The 16,669-nt window shown below is 45.5% G+C and carries 14 protein-coding genes; 4 read left to right on the top strand and 10 right to left on the bottom strand.

The features are described from left to right. Positions 1-113: 113 nt before the first annotated feature. Complete coding sequence (locus tag HWQ39_RS11900; protein WP_292844556.1) at positions 114-1,127, bottom strand: SDR family oxidoreductase; 1,014 nt, start codon at positions 1,125-1,127, stop codon at positions 114-116. 177 nt (positions 1,128-1,304) lie between these two features. Further along, positions 1,305-2,360 (bottom strand): SDR family oxidoreductase, encoded by a 1,056-nt coding sequence (locus HWQ39_RS11895; protein WP_292844553.1) that lies wholly within the window; start codon positions 2,358-2,360, stop codon positions 1,305-1,307. Between the two features lie 539 nt (positions 2,361-2,899). On the opposite strand from HWQ39_RS11895, the gene HWQ39_RS11890 reads away from it, so the two are divergent. Both HWQ39_RS11890 and HWQ39_RS11885 read left to right on the top strand, forming a co-directional pair. Continuing rightward, positions 2,900-3,037, top strand: coding sequence for a hypothetical protein (locus tag HWQ39_RS11890; protein ID WP_292844550.1), 138 nt, complete (start codon positions 2,900-2,902; stop codon positions 3,035-3,037). Positions 3,038-3,286: 249 nt separating this feature from the next. After that, entirely contained in the window at positions 3,287-4,924 is a 1,638-nt protein-coding gene (locus HWQ39_RS11885) for an alpha/beta hydrolase (protein WP_292844547.1), read from the top strand. Positions 4,925-4,926: 2 nt separating this feature from the next. Here the strand turns inward: HWQ39_RS11885 and HWQ39_RS11880 are convergent, their stop codons facing one another. From HWQ39_RS11880 to HWQ39_RS11870, 3 genes are all read right to left on the bottom strand, one after another. After that, entirely contained in the window at positions 4,927-5,745 is an 819-nt protein-coding gene (locus HWQ39_RS11880) for an ABC transporter permease (protein ID WP_292844544.1), read from the bottom strand. 159 nt (positions 5,746-5,904) lie between these two features. Next, positions 5,905-6,852: an ABC transporter permease gene (locus HWQ39_RS11875; RefSeq protein ID WP_292844541.1), complete on the bottom strand. Its 948-nt coding sequence runs from the start codon at positions 6,850-6,852 to the stop codon at positions 5,905-5,907. After that, positions 6,833-8,419 (bottom strand): sugar ABC transporter ATP-binding protein, encoded by a 1,587-nt coding sequence (locus HWQ39_RS11870; RefSeq protein ID WP_292844539.1) that lies wholly within the window; start codon positions 8,417-8,419, stop codon positions 6,833-6,835. The genes HWQ39_RS11875 and HWQ39_RS11870 overlap by 20 nt, the downstream gene beginning before the upstream one ends. 461 nt (positions 8,420-8,880) lie before the next feature. Between HWQ39_RS11870 and HWQ39_RS11865 the strand changes: the two genes are divergently transcribed. Then, a complete protein-coding gene (locus HWQ39_RS11865; protein WP_292844536.1) occupies positions 8,881-9,330 on the top strand; it encodes a hypothetical protein in 450 nt (149 codons plus the stop codon). A gap of 60 nt (positions 9,331-9,390) precedes the next feature. On the opposite strand, the gene HWQ39_RS11860 is transcribed toward HWQ39_RS11865, so the two are convergent. Further along, positions 9,391-10,392: an ABC transporter substrate-binding protein gene (locus HWQ39_RS11860; RefSeq protein WP_292844533.1), complete on the bottom strand. Its 1,002-nt coding sequence runs from the start codon at positions 10,390-10,392 to the stop codon at positions 9,391-9,393. Positions 10,393-10,825: 433 nt separating this feature from the next. On the opposite strand from HWQ39_RS11860, the gene HWQ39_RS11855 reads away from it, so the two are divergent. After that, positions 10,826-11,299, top strand: coding sequence for a lipocalin-like domain-containing protein (locus HWQ39_RS11855; RefSeq protein ID WP_292844565.1), 474 nt, complete (start codon positions 10,826-10,828; stop codon positions 11,297-11,299). A gap of 361 nt (positions 11,300-11,660) precedes the next feature. Here the strand turns inward: HWQ39_RS11855 and aroF are convergent, their stop codons facing one another. From aroF to HWQ39_RS11835, 4 genes are all read right to left on the bottom strand, one after another. Then, positions 11,661-12,761: a 3-deoxy-7-phosphoheptulonate synthase gene (gene aroF / locus HWQ39_RS11850; protein WP_292844531.1), complete on the bottom strand. Its 1,101-nt coding sequence runs from the start codon at positions 12,759-12,761 to the stop codon at positions 11,661-11,663. A gap of 143 nt (positions 12,762-12,904) precedes the next feature. Continuing rightward, complete coding sequence (gene trpD, locus HWQ39_RS11845; RefSeq protein ID WP_292844528.1) at positions 12,905-13,996, bottom strand: anthranilate phosphoribosyltransferase; 1,092 nt, start codon at positions 13,994-13,996, stop codon at positions 12,905-12,907. Between the two features lie 13 nt (positions 13,997-14,009). Then, a complete protein-coding gene (trpB, locus tag HWQ39_RS11840) occupies positions 14,010-15,251 on the bottom strand; it encodes a tryptophan synthase subunit beta (RefSeq protein WP_292844525.1) in 1,242 nt (413 codons plus the stop codon). 72 nt (positions 15,252-15,323) lie between these two features. Continuing rightward, positions 15,324-16,553, bottom strand: a complete 1,230-nt coding sequence (locus HWQ39_RS11835) for a tyrosinase family protein (RefSeq protein WP_292844523.1) — start codon at positions 16,551-16,553, stop codon at positions 15,324-15,326. Positions 16,554-16,669: the final 116 nt, after the last annotated feature.

The following is a 16,669-nucleotide window of genomic DNA, read 5'->3' as shown; positions in this document are numbered from 1 at the left end:
AGCGCACGCTATAAGCTAGTCACAGAGATACTTAGGCAGTTTTCGGAGATGTCTAATAATCTCGTGGCCTACAGGGATGGATTGTTTAGAACAATTCTGGCAGTTTTGTAACTTTAAACCGCAAACGATGTAAACCACCAGATTGAGGTGCTAATACCAACAACAATAATAGTTGTGGTAACAGGATGCTTCTGTGCCTTCACGTAGAAGCTGCCCGATCGAATCCAGCCTTGGTGAGTTCCCCGCTCATGCATACCGTAGCCAGCCCGATAGAGCGCATTGTCTTCTCGATCGCGCGAGGGGCGATCGGACTGTTGCGAGGGAAACGCCCAAAGCTCTATCAACTTGTCTGTGAGCCGTGGTGAGATGCCAGCAAACACCGCCAGAGCCTTGGCTTGGAAACCGACAAACATATCTCGCTTTGGATGTTCTGCCGAATACAAGATTGCTTCAGCGACCGCTTCGGGTGGGTAGATCATGCCGCGATGTGCGGGTTGTTTCGGCATATAGCTGCGGGCATGTTCGTTGTATGGAGTGTCAATCCGTCCGGGGTGAATCAATGTTACTGATACAGGAGCGCCTTCAGCCTCCAACTCTGTTCGCAGGGCATCTGTCCAACCATGCAGCGCATGTTTGGAAGCCGAATAGGTTGACTGAACCGCTACCGCTCGATCGCCCAGAAAGCTGCCAAGATTGATTAACGCCCCACTGCCGCTTTGACGCTGTTTAAAGTGGTTGACAGCAGCGCGGGAGCCATAGACAACGCCCCAAAAGTTCGTGTCAAACATCCGCTTCATATCGGGGATTGAAACATCCATACAGCGACCAAAGATCGATACGCTTGCATTGTTAACCCACGTATCAAAACCGCCAAATTCAGCGATCGCTTTTTCAGCAATGCGATTCACATCTTCTTCTTGCCCAACATCAGCTACGACATAGATCGCCTGCCCACCTTTGCCACGAATTTCATCAACCAGTTGACGGAGAGCATCTTCATTCCGTGCTGCCAGGACAAGCTTTGCACCCTGTTTTGCCGCCATTCTAGCGGTTACTAAGCCAATGCCACTAGAAGCACCTGTAATGACAACAACTTGGTTTCGGAGAGGTTTCAGGGAAATAGCCATAACTTTTCATTCAAACAAGATTTTTGTAGGTTTATTTATTAATGGACTTTCAGAAATTAAATTATTTAATTTTGGAGCAAAGATGATCATTAGATTCTTCCTCCTCTGCTCCCCCTGCTTGCCAAAGCGTTCGCGTAGCGTCCCGCAGGGATGGGATATTTTTTTAGTTGAAAGTCCCTAAGGATTTCCGCTTCCACCCGACGCGCCGTACACTTGCCCAGTAGCATAGCTCGACTCTTGCGAGGCAAGCAGCACATAAGTAGGGGCAAGCTCTGCTGGCTGTCCGGGACGTCCCATCGGTGAGTCACTGCCAAACTTCACGATAGTACTCTGCGGTTGACCGCCGCTAACCTGGAGCGGTGTCCAGTAAGGCCCAGGCGCGATCGCATTCACACGGATACCCTTTTTCGCAAGCTGCTTTGCCAGTGACTTGGTAAAGGCGACAATCGCCGACTTAGTTTGAGCATAGTCGAGCAGGTTCTCGCTAGGGTCATAGGCTTGAACCGAGGAGGTATTGATAATGCTTGCACCAGGACTGAAGTGCGGCACAGCAGCTTTAGTAAGCCAAAACATCGCGTAGACGTTCGTCTTGAACGTTGAGTCGAACTGTTCGGTCGTGAGATCAAGAATCGAGTCAACAGATTGTTGTCTACCAGCATTGTTAACCAAAATGTCGAGTCCGCCGAGTTCGCGCACGGCATTAGCGATGAGTTGATTGCAGAAGTTTTCGTTGCGAATATCGCCGGGAATCGCCACCGCCTTGCGTCCTGCCGCCCGAATCAGTTGAATTACCTCGCGGGCATCTAACTCCTCGAACGGCAGATAGTTGATCGCAACATCAGCACCTTCACGCGCAAAGGCGATCGCAGCTGCCCGACCAATACCGGAATCGCCGCCTGTAACCAGCGCTTTGCGTCCCACTAGCCGTCCAGAACCCTGATAACTTGTCTCACCGTGATCGGGTCGCGGGATCATTTTGCTGGCAAGACCAGGTGGCTCCTGCGGTTGTTGCGAAAAGGGCGGACTCGGATATTGCTTAACTGGGTTCTGCTTGACAGACTGATTGGGTGTTTCCTGGTTGGGTGTTTCCTGGTTGGGTGTCACTTGTTGATTTGCAGGGGTAGATGTTTGTTGGGCGAAAACTGGTACCGTTTGCGCTGCAACAACGCCAATACTTAGCCCGCCGAGAACTTGACGACGTGAGGCTTTTTTGAAGATATTTTTTGGTTCCATACTGAGTTTATTGACTTGGATTTCACTCCACTAAATTGATTTGAAAGCAGGTTCTCGGCAGATCCGCAAATGCCAGGGCAGGTTTAGCCCAAGCATCTGCAACGAGACTGAAAGTAAGGCTGCTTTTGTTCAAGCGCCTGATGCAGCATTTGCTGTAGTAGTTGTCCTTTTGTAGTCCGATATCTTTCTTCTTTATAGTTACCAAGTAACTGTATATTTCTTAACCAAACTTCTATCTGTAGGCTGAGATTAATTAATTCTGAGTGATTGTGTGTTTACAAACATAAATATATTTAAATAAATTGAAGTTATCCTCAAGCAAGCAAATTAGACTAATGCTTAGTAAGATTTGATCAGCTTTTTCCACCTTTAGACATAGGATAAAAAAGAATAAATGGTATATAAAATTTTAAATCTACCAATACTATAAATTTTTACAACTTACTCTGCAAACTGTTATGGCTATTTCTTCAAAATCTGTTTTTTAAAGGTCTTTTGTATTTTTAATTACATTTACAAGTAACTTAGTTATTCATGAAGTGCGATTCAAATTAACTATTTGGACTGAGGTTTTAATATTAGATATATTGTTAACTGAGGATATGTGGGCTTTAGCGATCGCTAATAATGGCTATATCCCAGATGTGTCTGTATTAGCAAATTCAGAAAATATTTAATGTTGAACAGAGTCATAAACCAAACCCTTATGGCTCAAATTAACAGCAGTATCCATTTTCGCAAAAAATATCAAGCGATTGGAAATTATGGCTATACAAACTAAAGCCGCAGACTACACAAACGAAGCCCGTCTAGCCCCAGACTTATAGCCAAAACTGGATATTCCCAAATTAATGAATTTAGGACAAATAAAATGGCTTGAATTCGTTGATTAATTATGCGTAATGTACTATTTTAAGTGGCACATAATGACTCGTATTACAAGTAAAAAAGCTGTCTGGCAATTGGCTTTGAGAGTTTTTAGCATAGGGTTGCTCCCTATACTAACTGCAAATCAAGCTTTCGGTGCAGAGCGGATAAAATTTAATTACGGTGTTTTAGAACGATCTATCCCAATTAGTTCACTTGAAGCCTATGCTAAAACAGGCAAAATGGATGAGGATTTGGCTGCATATAGTCAGTATATAGACAAAAATCAACTAACTCAGCTGCGTCAAACTTTACTGACCCCTATTAACTTAAATCAAGTAGCGGTTTCGCAGTTTCTTTATACGCCCACTGGGGAGCGATTATTAGAAACATTAGGCAAAGTAATTCAGACTGAATCTAGATTATCAGGTTTTTATGCAATTCGCGCAGCATTAATATTAGCTGCCGCAGATTCCCAGAACTTTACGCTTTTAAATGTCTTACAGAAATTTCCAAGTAGTTCAATTTCTATTAATTTAAGCCAGACTTTAGAAATTGTAAATTCATTCCAGAATTTAGCTAATCAAACGCAAAATGCAGTAGCAATTATTAATCAACAAGCCCAACAAAAAACAACCACTGCTTCTACACTTAACCTAGTTCCCTTGAGAGACTTAGGACAAAATGGAAGTTTTCGTTTTTCTAAGCAAACTATCGTTCTCAATGATTTAACGCGTCACAGAACTTTTCCAGCCGATATTTACCTTCCCATTGCTAAAACTCCTCGTTCGATAATTATCATTTCGCATGGACTGGGTTCCGACAGAACAAGTTTTGCATATTTAGCTGAACATCTCGCTTCTTATGGTTTTGTAGTTGCTGTTCCAGAACATCCTGGTAGTAATTCCGAACAACTGCAAGCATTGTTAGCAGGTACAGCAGATAAAGTTACCAATCCTAGAGAACTCATTGATAGACCTTTAGATATCAAGTATTTACTAGATGAACTTACTCGTTTATCAAAGTCTAACCAAACATTTAGGGGACGTTTAAATTTAGATCAAGTTGGTGTAATAGGACAATCATTTGGTGGATATACAGCATTAGCATTGGCAGGGGCAAAGATTAATTTTAAACAACTAAAAGCCAATTGTCCAGCTTTGGAAGATACATTAAATATTTCGCTCTTGCTTCAGTGTTTAGGTGTCAATTTACCAAGTGGTAGCTATAACTTATCCGATGCAAGAATAAAAGCCATAATTGCAATTAATCCAGTTGATAGTAGTATTTTTGGTCAAGCTAGCCTCAGCCAAATTAAAATTCCAGTGATGATTGTATCAGGTAGCGCTGATACTGTGACTCCCGCTTTACCAGAGCAAATTCAGCCTTTTATTTGGTTAACAACTGCAAATAAATATTTAGCACTTATCAATGGCGGCACACACTTTTCTACTATTGCAGAATCAGCTAATACAGTTGTGCCTGTTCCTACACAAGTAATTGGTTCTAGTCCAGCTTTGGCACGTCGTTATGTTAAAGCTTTGAGCGTTCCCTTTCTTGAAACTTATATCGCCGGACAATCAAGTTACCTTCCCTATTTGAGTGCAAATTATGTTAATAACATTAGTCAGCAACCACTACCTTTAAGTTTAATTACATCTCTGACATCTGAACAACTACAACTTCCGTTTCAATAAACTCAGCCCCTCTGCACAATACGCTGCTGAAAAAGCACAACCAAAAGTAAGAAGGCACCACGGAGTACGAGCTGCCACCAAGGAGTAATGGTTCCTTCAAGATTTAAAAGGTTGTACATCATTCCTAGTAAAAGTACACCAACTAGCGTCGGAAACACGCTCCCCTGACCCCCTGCGAGAAATGTTCCTCCCATAACGGTGGCGGCGATCGCATCTGTTTCCCAGCCAAAGGCAGCCACAGGCTGACCCGCTCCTAGACGACCTGCGAGAATAATACCAGCAAGCCCTGAAAGTAAACCGCTAAAGGTGTAGACTGCTAGCTTTACTTGGTTTGGGTTCACACCCATGAGTCGGGAGGCTTCCTCGTTGTTGCCAATAGCGAATATGTGCAAACCTAATCGGCTTCTGTGCAGCATAAACCAAGCTGCAAAATATAAGAGTGCAACTATCAGCACGGGTACAGGAATCCAACCAATAAACCCTCTACCCAGCCAAACAAATCCCGATGCTGCTGAAGGTACGGCAACGGACTTTTCCTCCGTGATGCTCAACGCCAGCCCGCGTGCAGCGCTAGCAGTGAATAAGGTAACAACGAACGGCTGAAGCCGTGCGCGAGACACGAGAAGACCATTGACTACACCGAGCAACGTGGTGCTAGCAATGCCGCCGGCGATCGCCACGAAACTTCCTTCTTTGGCAAGCATTGCGGCGACAACACCGCCTAGAGCAACCAGGGAACCCACGGACAGATCGATTCCCCCACTCAAAATCACGACAGTCATGCCCAGCGCCACGATCGCCAGCATACTGTTCTGTCGCATGATGTTCATAAGATTAAGAGGTGTTAAGAAGGTTTCATAACGAAACGATGCGAAAATAGCCAAACTAAGGAGCATGAGCAGCACGCCCTGGGAGGTGATGAGCTTGGCAAAACGCCGCAAACCCGCAAGCGCAAGAGACTTTGTGGCAGCCATGACGCGTTAAACCTCCCTCGGTCGCTGCAAAAAAATGGCGAAAAGAATGATTACAGATTTCAAAACTAATGACCAGGTAAAGGGAATTAGGAGCATATTGAAACTTGTGGAAATCACCTGCATAAGCAAGGCTCCGACAACAGTGCCGAGTATATTTGCCCGACCACCGGAGAAAGGTGTACCGCCAAGAACAACAGCCGCGATCGCATCAAATTCCGCGTTGACACCGACCTTGCTCGGATCGCCCATGCCCAGCCTCGCTGTTTCGATAAGTCCGGCTAACCCGGCAAGCAGGGCACTAATTATATAGACTATATATTTCACACGCTCCGCACGGATACCCGCAAGCCGTGCAGCCTCCTCATTGCCGCCGACTGCAACGATATGACGACCGAAAAGCGTAGAGCGGATACAGAAAAAAGCTGCCGCGATCGCTACTGCCGCAATGACAACTTGAATTGGTATAGAACCGAGATAACCCTTTCCCAGTGCTTCAAATGTCGGATTGACGAAGGGAACAAGCTTACCGTCCCCGATAACCTGAGCAATCCCACGCCATAAGATCAAAGCCGCCAAGGTGGTAATTAAGGCATCAAGTTTCAGATGCGAGATCAGAAAGCCATTGATAAAACCAACCAACAGAGCCGCGCTCAAAGCGAACAAGATGGCAACAGTCATCCCATACTTAATCAGCAATGCCACAATGACTGAAACCAATGCCATAGTAGAGCCAACCGTCAGGTCGATGCCACGGGAGGCAATGACAAAGGTCATGCCAACGGCAATCAACATTGTTGTGGATACTTGGAGCAACATATTTAATGTGTTGCTAACTGTTGCGAAACGCGGAGTAAAGACGGCGTTCGCAACATAGAGAATTAGGAGTGCCGCAAATGCACCGAAGTTTGGATTCCACAGGTTTCCCCAACCCCGATCACGCTTCTTGCTCTTCATTTGGGTTTTGCTCTGTTTGGGATTGTCCACCGACGGCTTCCTGACGATCTGCACCTTCTGCCATTGCGTGCAGAATTGCCTTTATGTTCTTCTGTTCGCCACTGAGTTCCGCGATTGACTGCCCGTCACGCAGGACGACTACACGTTGCGAGCCTTCAACTAACTCTTCCACTTCCGATGAAATCATCAGAACTCCCAGCCCTTGCTCTGCTAGTTCAGCGATTAGCTGCTGGATCTCGCGCTTTGCACCAACATCAACACCACGAGTTGGCTCATCGAGGAGAAGAAGTTTTGTATTCTTGCACAGCCATCGTGCCAGAAGCACTTTCTGCTGATTGCCGCCCGATAGTTCGTGGATCTTCTGCTCGGCGCTGGCGGCTTTGATGTTAAGACGTTGCATGAAACGCTCTACAAGTTCGTTCTGTTGTTTTCTGGAAACGATGCCCCATTGTGTAAGGTTCGGTAGGGCAGCAAGAGTAAGGTTTTCGCGCACCGAAAGCTCAGGGATGATGCCGTCCGCCTTGCGATCCTCTGAAAGGAAAGCTATGCCAGCAGCGATCGCATCATGAGGATCGCGCAGAGATAAAAGACTACCTTCGAGTTTTACAGTTCCACCCTCAAGAGGTTCAGCCCCGAACAAGGCACGCACCGTTTCACTACGACCAGAACCGAGCAAACCCGCAAGCCCAACGATTTCGCCATGCCGCATTTCAATGGAAACACCATTAAGCCATTTTTTATATTTGAGAGCTTCCGCTTGGAGTAGCACTGGCTGATTTAGCGTGTTTTGCGACTGTCCTGAGAACGCCGTGACTCCTTGGCTCACCTCTTCGGGTTTACGACCTAGCATAAAACAAACGAGTTCCAGACGAGTGAGCGTAGATAGTGATCGCGTCACAATGTTGCACCCATCACGCAATACTGTCACGCGATCGCACACGGCATAAAGTTCTTCAAAACGGTGGCTGACGTAGACGATGGATGTCCCTTCCGACTTGAGCCGCCGCATGACATCAAAAAGAACAGAAACTTCAGTTTTCGTCAGCGAACTCGTAGGTTCATCAAGGATCAGCACCCGCGCCCCAAAGGATATAGCGCGGGCGATCGCTACCATCTGGCGATGGGCAATATTCAGCGACCCAACCACTGAGTGCGGATCGATATGCAACCCCAGACGCTTTAGGATATGGGTCGCCCTAGCGTTCATCGCCCGTCTATCAATGATGCCGAAGCGATGCGGTTCCCTGCCAAGAAAAATATTCTCGGCAACAGTTCGGAAATCCACAAGCTGGATCTCTTGGTAGACAGCTACAATGCCTGCTGCCTGCGCTTCGGTCGGGTTCTGGAATGCAACGGTTTTCTGGTCGTACTCTATAACACCTGAGTCCCGTCGATAAGCCCCCGTTATAATCTTGATGAGCGTCGATTTGCCAGCGCCATTCTCTCCGACCAGTGCATGAATCTCGCCTGCCTTCAGTTCAAAATCCACATCCCAGAGCGCTGACACACCAGAAAAACTTTTTTTTATACCCGTCATGCACAGGACATTTCTAGCCGCCTGATTCATAGGCTTTACCTAGTTTTTGTCTTAATTGCCGATAGTGGAGATCTTTCACTTCGCACTATAGTAATGTTTTTATGTCCATCATGGAAGCTCAGGATATTTCCAGGTTATCTTTTTTTTATTTTAGGGTGAGAACCAATACTGCTTGGTTAACGCTAAAAAATAAAAATGTGTAGCCCTGGAAATGTTGGGTAACACTAAAGTTCAACCCGGCCTTGTATCTTAGAAACAGTAGTAGACCTTCCCCCCAAAGCATCCTACGGTGTACACACAAGTAATATCTGAAAGGGTTTCAGGCGTTATAGACCCCTTAAATTGTCATTACGAGCGCAGTGATAACGGAGCGAAGTAATCACATAATCCTGTGGTTAAAGTGATTGCTTCGTCGTTCCTCCTCTCTACGAGACGCTGCGCGAACGCAATGACGGGCTTCCCGGAGCAATCCAACAGCCCAGAGCTAGAGGATGAAACCAAGTGTCAGGTGGAATTTTACGACTTGTGTGTACACCGTAGCCCAAAGCATCGGGGCGACTACAGGGGGGTTAAAACGATCTCAAATTCTCACAAATGATTTAGGACTGTTATATAAGCAACAGATACCTCGAAGTCATGTTGAAGTACTTGAAAGTCGTGTTGAAGTACTTGAAAGTCGTGTTGAAATACTTGAAAGTTGTGTTGAGGTACTTAAAAGTCGTGTTGAGGTACTTGAAAGTTGTGTTGAGGTACTTAAAAGTTGTGTTGAGGTACTTAAAAGTCGTGTTGAAGTACTTGAAAGTCGTGTTGGAGTACTTCAAACTTTGTCGCACCGCAATCAAGTACAGAGGTGTGACACCAAACAGCCCGCCACAGGCATCGCTTTCATAAATCTCCACAAACAAAGCGATGTCTACGATGGGCTGTTCGGTGTCGCTTGACTTTTAAAACAGTCGCTACAAATCTTTAAAACTTTCTTAATTACAAATTACGAATTGGTATTAGTATGCTTCATCTACAAAATCCTTAGCGTTAGTCACGTCAAAGAGTCTGTCCTTAAGAATGATTCTAGGAGGAATTTTCTTACCAGCAAAATACTCTTCCATCGTGGCGAAAACAAGTGAGCCAAAACGCGGGTTCGACTCGACACTCACGCCAAGCTCACCACGAATTATCGCCTCAAGCGCGGCTTTCTGTCCATCGATTGAACCAACCATTACATCTTTGCCAGGCTTCATACCTGCGGATTTGAGAGCCTGGATCGCACCCAATGCCATTTCGTCGTTGTGAGCATACACTGCGGTGATGTCGGAACCCTTCGCCTGGATGATGTTTTCCATTACACGCACTGCCGCAGCCCGCGAAAAATCCGCCGTTTGCGTGGCGATGATTTTCATGTTGGGATAACTGGCGATCGCATTACGAAACCCCTTAGCCCGATCAATTGCAACCGATGAACCGGCTGTTCCGGTAAGTTCCACGATGGATGCCTTGCCATTGCTTGCCTTAGCCAGCCATTCACCAACGCGGCGGCCTTGGGCAATAAAATCCGACCCCAGAAAGCTGACAAAATGTTCCCCTGGTCTTCCCGCCGCTTCACGGTCGATGAGAAAAACCGATATTTTTGCCACTCTTGCTGCTTCCAGGGCGGGTGTAAGACCCTCATACTCACGTGGTGCAAGAAATATTACATCAACTTGTCGTGCAATTAGATCCTCAATGTCGGCAAATTGCTTCGATGTCTGCCCCTGAGCATCCGTCATCAGAAAATCATAAGTTTTCTTACGCTTGGCGGCCTCCTCCTTAATGCTGTTCGTTTCGGCAATGCGCCACGGGCCGATGTTCTCCGTCTGCGAAAATCCGACAATTTTTTTTGTTTTCTCGCGTATACAACCAGACAGCGAGAAAGCTGAAACAGCAATCACAGCGTAGGCGCTAAATACCAAGAACTTTGGCATATAGGCTCCGATACCTGAGCATCCAAAACAGGTTTTATTCTTCATAACCCACTCATGTCTGAACGCTACATTGAGCTTATCTCAAATTTTGCCGACATCACAGCAGAAACTCCAACGCTCTTAACCGCGATCGCCTAATACCAAGTTATCAATCTACCGTTTTTTAAACTCTTAAATCTGATATCTATCCTGAAAAATGGTCGAGTGAGGCGATTGTAGCGAGGTCAAAGATTCGGCCAGAACGTATGCAGAAACTCATGCATTGCGGCGAATTTAGGGCAGAATGTGGGTTCTGACTTTTTGCAAGAGTCTTGGAATGACGATCCGGCACTTGTAATCACCATCAAGAAATTGCTGCTGAAATATTCGCAGTGGGGTATTGTTCGCTTGTGGTGAGCAAAAGAAAGTTAGCCGTATAAAGTTAATAGTTAGAATAATTACTATTGGGAAATTTGCGCTAATTATATTGGGGTTAGTGATGTCTGATTTATCGTTGGCAGAAAATAATCCTTTGCTTGGGACTTGGAAACTCATGTCAGTGAGCGCAATACTTGATGACGGAACTGCGGAGGAACAAGTGTATGGTAGCAGTCCAATCGGTTACATCACTTATACACCTGAAGGGCGGATACTTGTTATCTTTTCAAGGAGCGATCGCTCACTACTAAGTGGAGAGATACACTCGCCACTCAGTAGTGAGCTTGATTTAGTACTTATTGAAGAACGCGCACAAGCATTCTCTACATTCAGTGCGTATGCTGGAACCTATAGTGTAAGCGACAATATTGTTACCCATCACGTAGAAATTGCATCTATTCCAAATCGAGTCGGTACAGATTTAATTCGTACTTTCAGGCTCTTCGAGAACCAAGTCACGTTAAAGACACTTCCAACTATGAGCAATGGTGTCTCAAAGGTTTTTGAATTAGTTTGGCAACGTATAGAGTCATAGAGCCAAACTTTGAGTAAAACAAGAGGGGTTTTTGCTGGTCTTATTTAACTGCTTTAGAAGAAAAAAGATATCACCAAGCCTTGTTTATATTTTGGCGTGAATCAATTTTCATGTATTTGAACCACATCTGTCGTTAGAAGATGTTTGAAAAGTATTTGACTGTGATTTTAGGCACTTGTTGATCCCCCCAAATCGGAATTAAAGTCCCCCTTTTGAAGGGGGATTTAGGGGGATCTAGAACGTTTTGATGCCTACAATAGGACTTTTCAAACAACCTCTAAGGACACACACAGCAATGCTGTGCCCCTACCGCGTGGTTGATTTACCTGAAAATAGCTGTAAATGCAGATTAGCTTATCTACTATTTTGAGAGTTCTGGCGTGAGAAGAATCTGGCTTTCGCCAATGCGATCAAATGCAGGTGTAGACCACCGTTCAACTACTTTGCCCAGAATTGACATTTCTTGAACTAAGCGATCAAATTTATCAGGGGTGAGAGATTGAGGCCCATCAGATAAAGCTTTTGCGGGATTGGGGTGAACTTCAATCATCAAGGCATCTGTACCAGCGGCGATCGCAGCCATTGCCATCGATGGTACATATTCAGACCTACCCGTACCATGACTGGGATCAATCATAATCGGTAAATGGGTAAGCGATCGCAATACCGGAAGCACTGATAAATCTAAAGTATTGCGGGCATATTTGCCATCAAAGGTTCTGATTCCCCGTTCGCAAAGAATCACATTTGGATTTCCTGATGCCATAATATATTCTGCCGCCATCAGCCACTCGTCAATTGTGGCAGACATGCCCCGTTTCAGTAGCACAGGTTTATCTTGAGCGCCTACCTTTTTCAGCAACGAGAAGTTGTGCATATTCCTAGCTCCGATTTGGATGATGTCAGCGACTCTCGCCACTGCTGATAAATCGGCAGCATCCATCAATTCTGTGACGATGCCCAAACCAGTAGCTTCCCGCGCTGCTGCTAATAAATCTAAAGCGCTTTCACCATAACCTTGAAACGCATAAGGTGAAGTGCGAGGTTTGTAAGCTCCGCCACGCAGAAACTTTGCTCCTGCTGCCTTCACTCGCTTTGCCGTTTCGACAATCATTGCTTCATTTTCAACAGAACAAGGCCCAGCTACCACTGCGATCGGATGATGTTCGCCGAAATACACATCACCATTAGGTGTAGGTACAACAACTTCGCTGGCTTGTCCATCTCGGAATTCTCGACTTACCCGCTTGAAAGGTTGTCGCACCCGTAATACTTGCTCAATCCAAGGGCTAAATTCCTGAACTTGTAATTTATCGATGCTAGTAGTATCACCAATTAATCCCAGCACAACTTTATGAGTGCCAATGCTTTTTTCTACCGTGACTCCCCAAGTTTCACTCAGTTCTTGGCTAATCCGAGTAATTTCTTCAACAGGTGTACCGTTCTTAAGTATGATAATCATGTGTTTTTCCTTGTGTATAGTTTAGTTTGGGTGAGTTAATCTTTACAGGTCGATGCATTGGCATTGCGAGTCGATGCATTGGCATTGCAGGTCAAGGTGTAGGGCAGTTTTAGAAGATTTGCGTGTACACTGTAGCTGTTCGTTTAGCGCAAAAATTCGGCAAGTTGTTCTAATTTTGTCCAAGCAGCGCCGCTTTGCAGAATTTCCTTGGCAAGGGCAATACCTTTAACACAATCTGCTAAAACATCCGTTTCCCCATCAATGACTTCACCAACTTGCAGGGCTAAGGCTGTATTTAAAGCGACTACATCCTGCTGTGCTTGCGTGCCTTTACCTTGAAGAACTGCCTTCAGAATTTCGGCATTTTCTGGGACATCTCCACCCCGCAACGCCGCAGTGGGTGCAAAACTCAAACCAAGTTCTTGAGGATTGAGCGTTAGAGAACGCACTTTTTTATCTTGGAGTACGGCCAAGTCAGTGACATCTGCTAAACCAGCTTCATCTAAACGTTCGCGTCCGTGGAGGGCGATCGCTTGCTGACATCCCAATTGGGATAAAGCTTGAGCAATCTCCTCTAGTAAAAGCGGGTCGTTGACACCAATAATTTGCCCTGTGGGTCGCATTGGATTTACTAGCGGCCCGAGCAAGTTAAAAACAGTCCGCACTTTCAAAGTTTTTCGCAAAGTAGCGATCGCTTTCAATGCAGGATGCCAGCCGGGAGCAAACAAAAAGGTGATTCCAACTTCACCAACTGCGGCTTGCACTTTCTCAGGAGTGGCGTTGAGATTTATACCCAAAGCTTCCAACACATCAGCCGAGCCAGCTTTGCTAGATGCCGAACGATTGCCATGTTTGGCAACTTTTACCCCGGCGACGGCAGCAACAAAGGCGACAGCAGTAGAAATATTAAAGGTTGAAGCTCCATCTCCACCAGTTCCACAGGTGTCAATTAGGGGGACTGGGAATTGGGTACTGGGGACTGGGGATTGGGATTGTAAGACGGTGGCCATGCCGACTAATTCTTGTGCAGATACGCCTTTGGCTTGAATTGCGGTTAAAATCGCTCCTGATAGTACATGAGGAATGGCATCTGTGAGCCATCCCTGCATCAAATCCGCAGCTTGGGAAACCGTCAACGATTGCCGATTTAACAACTGTTGCAATAAAGCTGGCCAGTTGTAGAACTCAGAAGGGATGGAGATGTTCTCAGCTGGAATTAGAGTTTGAGCTATCATATTTGTCATTGCATTAGTGATTAAGGAGTTTTGCGACGGTTTGCACATCCTTGTCACCTCTGCCAGAGCAATTGATGACAATGCGAGGACTACCTTCTAACTGAGGACAAAGGGTTTCTAGATATGCGATCGCATGAGCAGTTTCTAAGGCTGGAATAATCCCTTCTAGTTGCGAAAGTCTTTGAAACGCGTCTAAGGCCTGTTTATCAGTCACGCTGTAATATTCGGCGCGACCAAGATCCTTTAAATAACTATGCTCAGGCCCAACGCCAGGATAATCCAATCCCGCACTAATTGAATGGGCTTCGATGACTTGACCATCATCATCTTGCAGTAAATAGCTCATTGCCCCGTGCAAAACACCTATTTTTCCTTTTGTCAAGGTAGCAGCGTGTTTTTCTGTATTTACACCTTCACCCGCCGCCTCTACTCCAATTAGGCGAACTGAAGGTTCATCCAGAAACTCATAGAACAAGCCGATCGCATTAGAACCTCCACCCACGCAAGCCAGTAGAATATCTGGTAATCCTTGCCATTTCTCCTGCGATTGAGCGCGAGTTTCTATACCAATTACAGCATGGAAATCACGCACGATCATCGGGTAGGGATGAGGCCCGGCAACAGAACCCAGGATGTAATGGGTTGTTTCCACATTCGTCACCCAATCCCGAATTGCTTCAGAAGTTGCATCCTTGAGAGTTCCCGTACCTGCCTGCACTGGATGAACTTCTGCGCCCATCAACTTCATGCGGAACACGTTGAGGGCTTGCCGTTCCATATCCTGGACGCCCATGTAAACCACACATCTCAAACCAAACCGCGCACATACAGTTGCAGTCGCTACGCCGTGTTGTCCTGCACCTGTCTCTGCGATAATCCGTTGCTTGCCCATGCGTTTAGCGAGTAACACCTGAGCTAAAGCATTATTAATTTTGTGAGCGCCTGTATGATTTAAATCCTCACGCTTTAAATAAATTTGCGCTCCTGTGCCATCTGGTCTAGCATAGTTTGTTGTCAGGCGTTCAGCAAAATATAATGGGCTGGGTCGTCCTACATAGTCGCGCAGTAAGTTTTGCAGTTCTGCTTGGAAACTCGGCTCGTTGCGATATTTTTGAAAAGCCGCTTCCAATTCACTTAATGCAGGCATTAAGGTTTCGGGAACATATTTACCGCCGAACTTTCCAAACCTGCCTAAAAAGTCAGGTAGCACGGTTGTAGGTGAAACGGTAGTGCTGATGTCTTGTATGCTTACCACTGTTTAAAATCCTTTCGTGTTCAAGTATTTTTACTTTCGTTCTAACTTTTTAGAACTTACGCACAGATGAAATTATCTTCGCGGTTGATTTTCCCAGCTTTGGTAGGTATAGCCCAGTTTTCGGTGATTCAAAACGTCTAGAGGGCGCACCAAATCGTTAGAGTTAAAATTTGGTAATAGGGATAGTAAATCTCCTAACGCCGTAGCTTTGGGGCTAGACATACCACCGTCCCAAGGCCACATTAGGTCTTTAAGATTGTGTCCGTAAGGCTGACTATGACCATCGGGAGGATAATAATCGCTACCTTTATGACCGTTATCTTGCCATTCAGCCCAGAGGCGGTCTGCGTTCGCATGATGCAACCAAAACACTGGGTCATAAGGCGAACTTGGTATATTGCTCATCGTACCCAGACTCTTAAACGTTATGGGTATCGTGCTTGCATCTATCTTTACGCCACCTACTAAACCATGAATGTAGTTGTGGATGAATCCTCCGGGGGTAACTTTACCCTGCTCATCTATAGAGATAAATCCTTCCAAAGCAGCGCGAAACAGAGAATAGTCATTAAGAGCAAGGACACGCTGAATATCTTTTTTGGGCAAAGGGTAATCACTGGCAGGAGGTAGTCGGAGAAAGCGGACAAGTGATGTACCTAAAGATATTCCGGTATCTGGGTCGATGTTTAATGCTGGATTCATAACCCAGCCATTTGCAGCAGAGAAAGCCCCAGGCACAGCGCCACCTGTAAAATTTCCCTGATTTGGAATTTTGATGGCTACTCCTTGACCGTTAGAACCAAGAAAGTCATCGTTAAAAATTACATCAAGTGCTTTGGCGTCAGTCCAATCCCAGTATGGGAGGGTAACAGTCCGGTCTACTGCTTGCAGAGCTTGTTCAAATCTGCGGATATATTCTCGATGCCAAGGGAAAAATGCGGCATTTTCATGAGCCAGTTCTTGGACGGAACCATCGGAATGCCCTTTATGATTATGAATCAAGCGTGTTGCCCCTAGATGTATGGCAACGAATTGGTCGTAAATACTGAGCTTGCTACCTACGGGTATTACAGTTTTTAAGGTTTTGATAGCCTTGACAAAGGCTGTTTTCTCTCTTTGTGTCAGGTCAGTTACGTTCTTTCTTACAGCTAATTGAGCGTATTGCCCTAGAAGATTTTCATACCTATAGTGTTTGTCTTGTCCGTAGTCAATGCGATCGTGTGCGAAAACTGTAATAGCACAGGCACTAACTATAAGTAAGCTGTAAATTAATATTTTGGCAGATTTCAGCAGTAGTTTCATTATCTTAATCGAAACAGAGGAGCAAGGGGGCAGAGAGCAGGGGAGCGCTACGGTGTATACACAAGTCTGAAATAGTTTACTCACCTGGTTTTACCCCACCCTAACCCTCCCCTTAT

Origin of the sequence: Nostoc sp. NMS8 (assembly GCF_017115045.1) — a bacterium.
Taxonomy (GTDB): Bacteria; Cyanobacteriota; Cyanobacteriia; order Cyanobacteriales; family Nostocaceae; genus Nostoc.
The sequence above is the reverse complement of the archived record's forward strand: the minus strand, read 5'-3'. Positions and strand labels throughout refer to the sequence as shown.

Excerpts from the sequence above, each read along its gene's own strand:
- HWQ39_RS11835 (WP_292844523.1), bottom strand. The coding sequence starts at position 16,553 with ATGAAACTACTGCTGAAATCTGCCAAAATATTAATTTACAGCTTACTT.
- trpD (WP_292844528.1), bottom strand. The coding sequence starts at position 13,996 with ATGATAGCTCAAACTCTAATTCCAGCTGAGAACATCTCCATCCCTTCT.
- HWQ39_RS11880 (WP_292844544.1), bottom strand. The coding sequence starts at position 5,745 with ATGCGACAGAACAGTATGCTGGCGATCGTGGCGCTGGGCATGACTGTC.
- HWQ39_RS11855 (WP_292844565.1), top strand. The coding sequence starts at position 10,826 with ATGTCTGATTTATCGTTGGCAGAAAATAATCCTTTGCTTGGGACTTGG.
- HWQ39_RS11895 (WP_292844553.1), bottom strand. The coding sequence starts at position 2,360 with ATGGAACCAAAAAATATCTTCAAAAAAGCCTCACGTCGTCAAGTTCTC.
- HWQ39_RS11875 (WP_292844541.1), bottom strand. The coding sequence starts at position 6,852 with ATGAAGAGCAAGAAGCGTGATCGGGGTTGGGGAAACCTGTGGAATCCA.
- HWQ39_RS11870 (WP_292844539.1), bottom strand. The coding sequence starts at position 8,419 with ATGAATCAGGCGGCTAGAAATGTCCTGTGCATGACGGGTATAAAAAAA.
- HWQ39_RS11900 (WP_292844556.1), bottom strand. The coding sequence starts at position 1,127 with ATGGCTATTTCCCTGAAACCTCTCCGAAACCAAGTTGTTGTCATTACA.
- HWQ39_RS11860 (WP_292844533.1), bottom strand. The coding sequence starts at position 10,392 with ATGAAGAATAAAACCTGTTTTGGATGCTCAGGTATCGGAGCCTATATG.
- HWQ39_RS11865 (WP_292844536.1), top strand. The coding sequence starts at position 8,881 with ATGAAACCAAGTGTCAGGTGGAATTTTACGACTTGTGTGTACACCGTA.
- aroF (WP_292844531.1), bottom strand. The coding sequence starts at position 12,761 with ATGATTATCATACTTAAGAACGGTACACCTGTTGAAGAAATTACTCGG.
- HWQ39_RS11885 (WP_292844547.1), top strand. The coding sequence starts at position 3,287 with ATGACTCGTATTACAAGTAAAAAAGCTGTCTGGCAATTGGCTTTGAGA.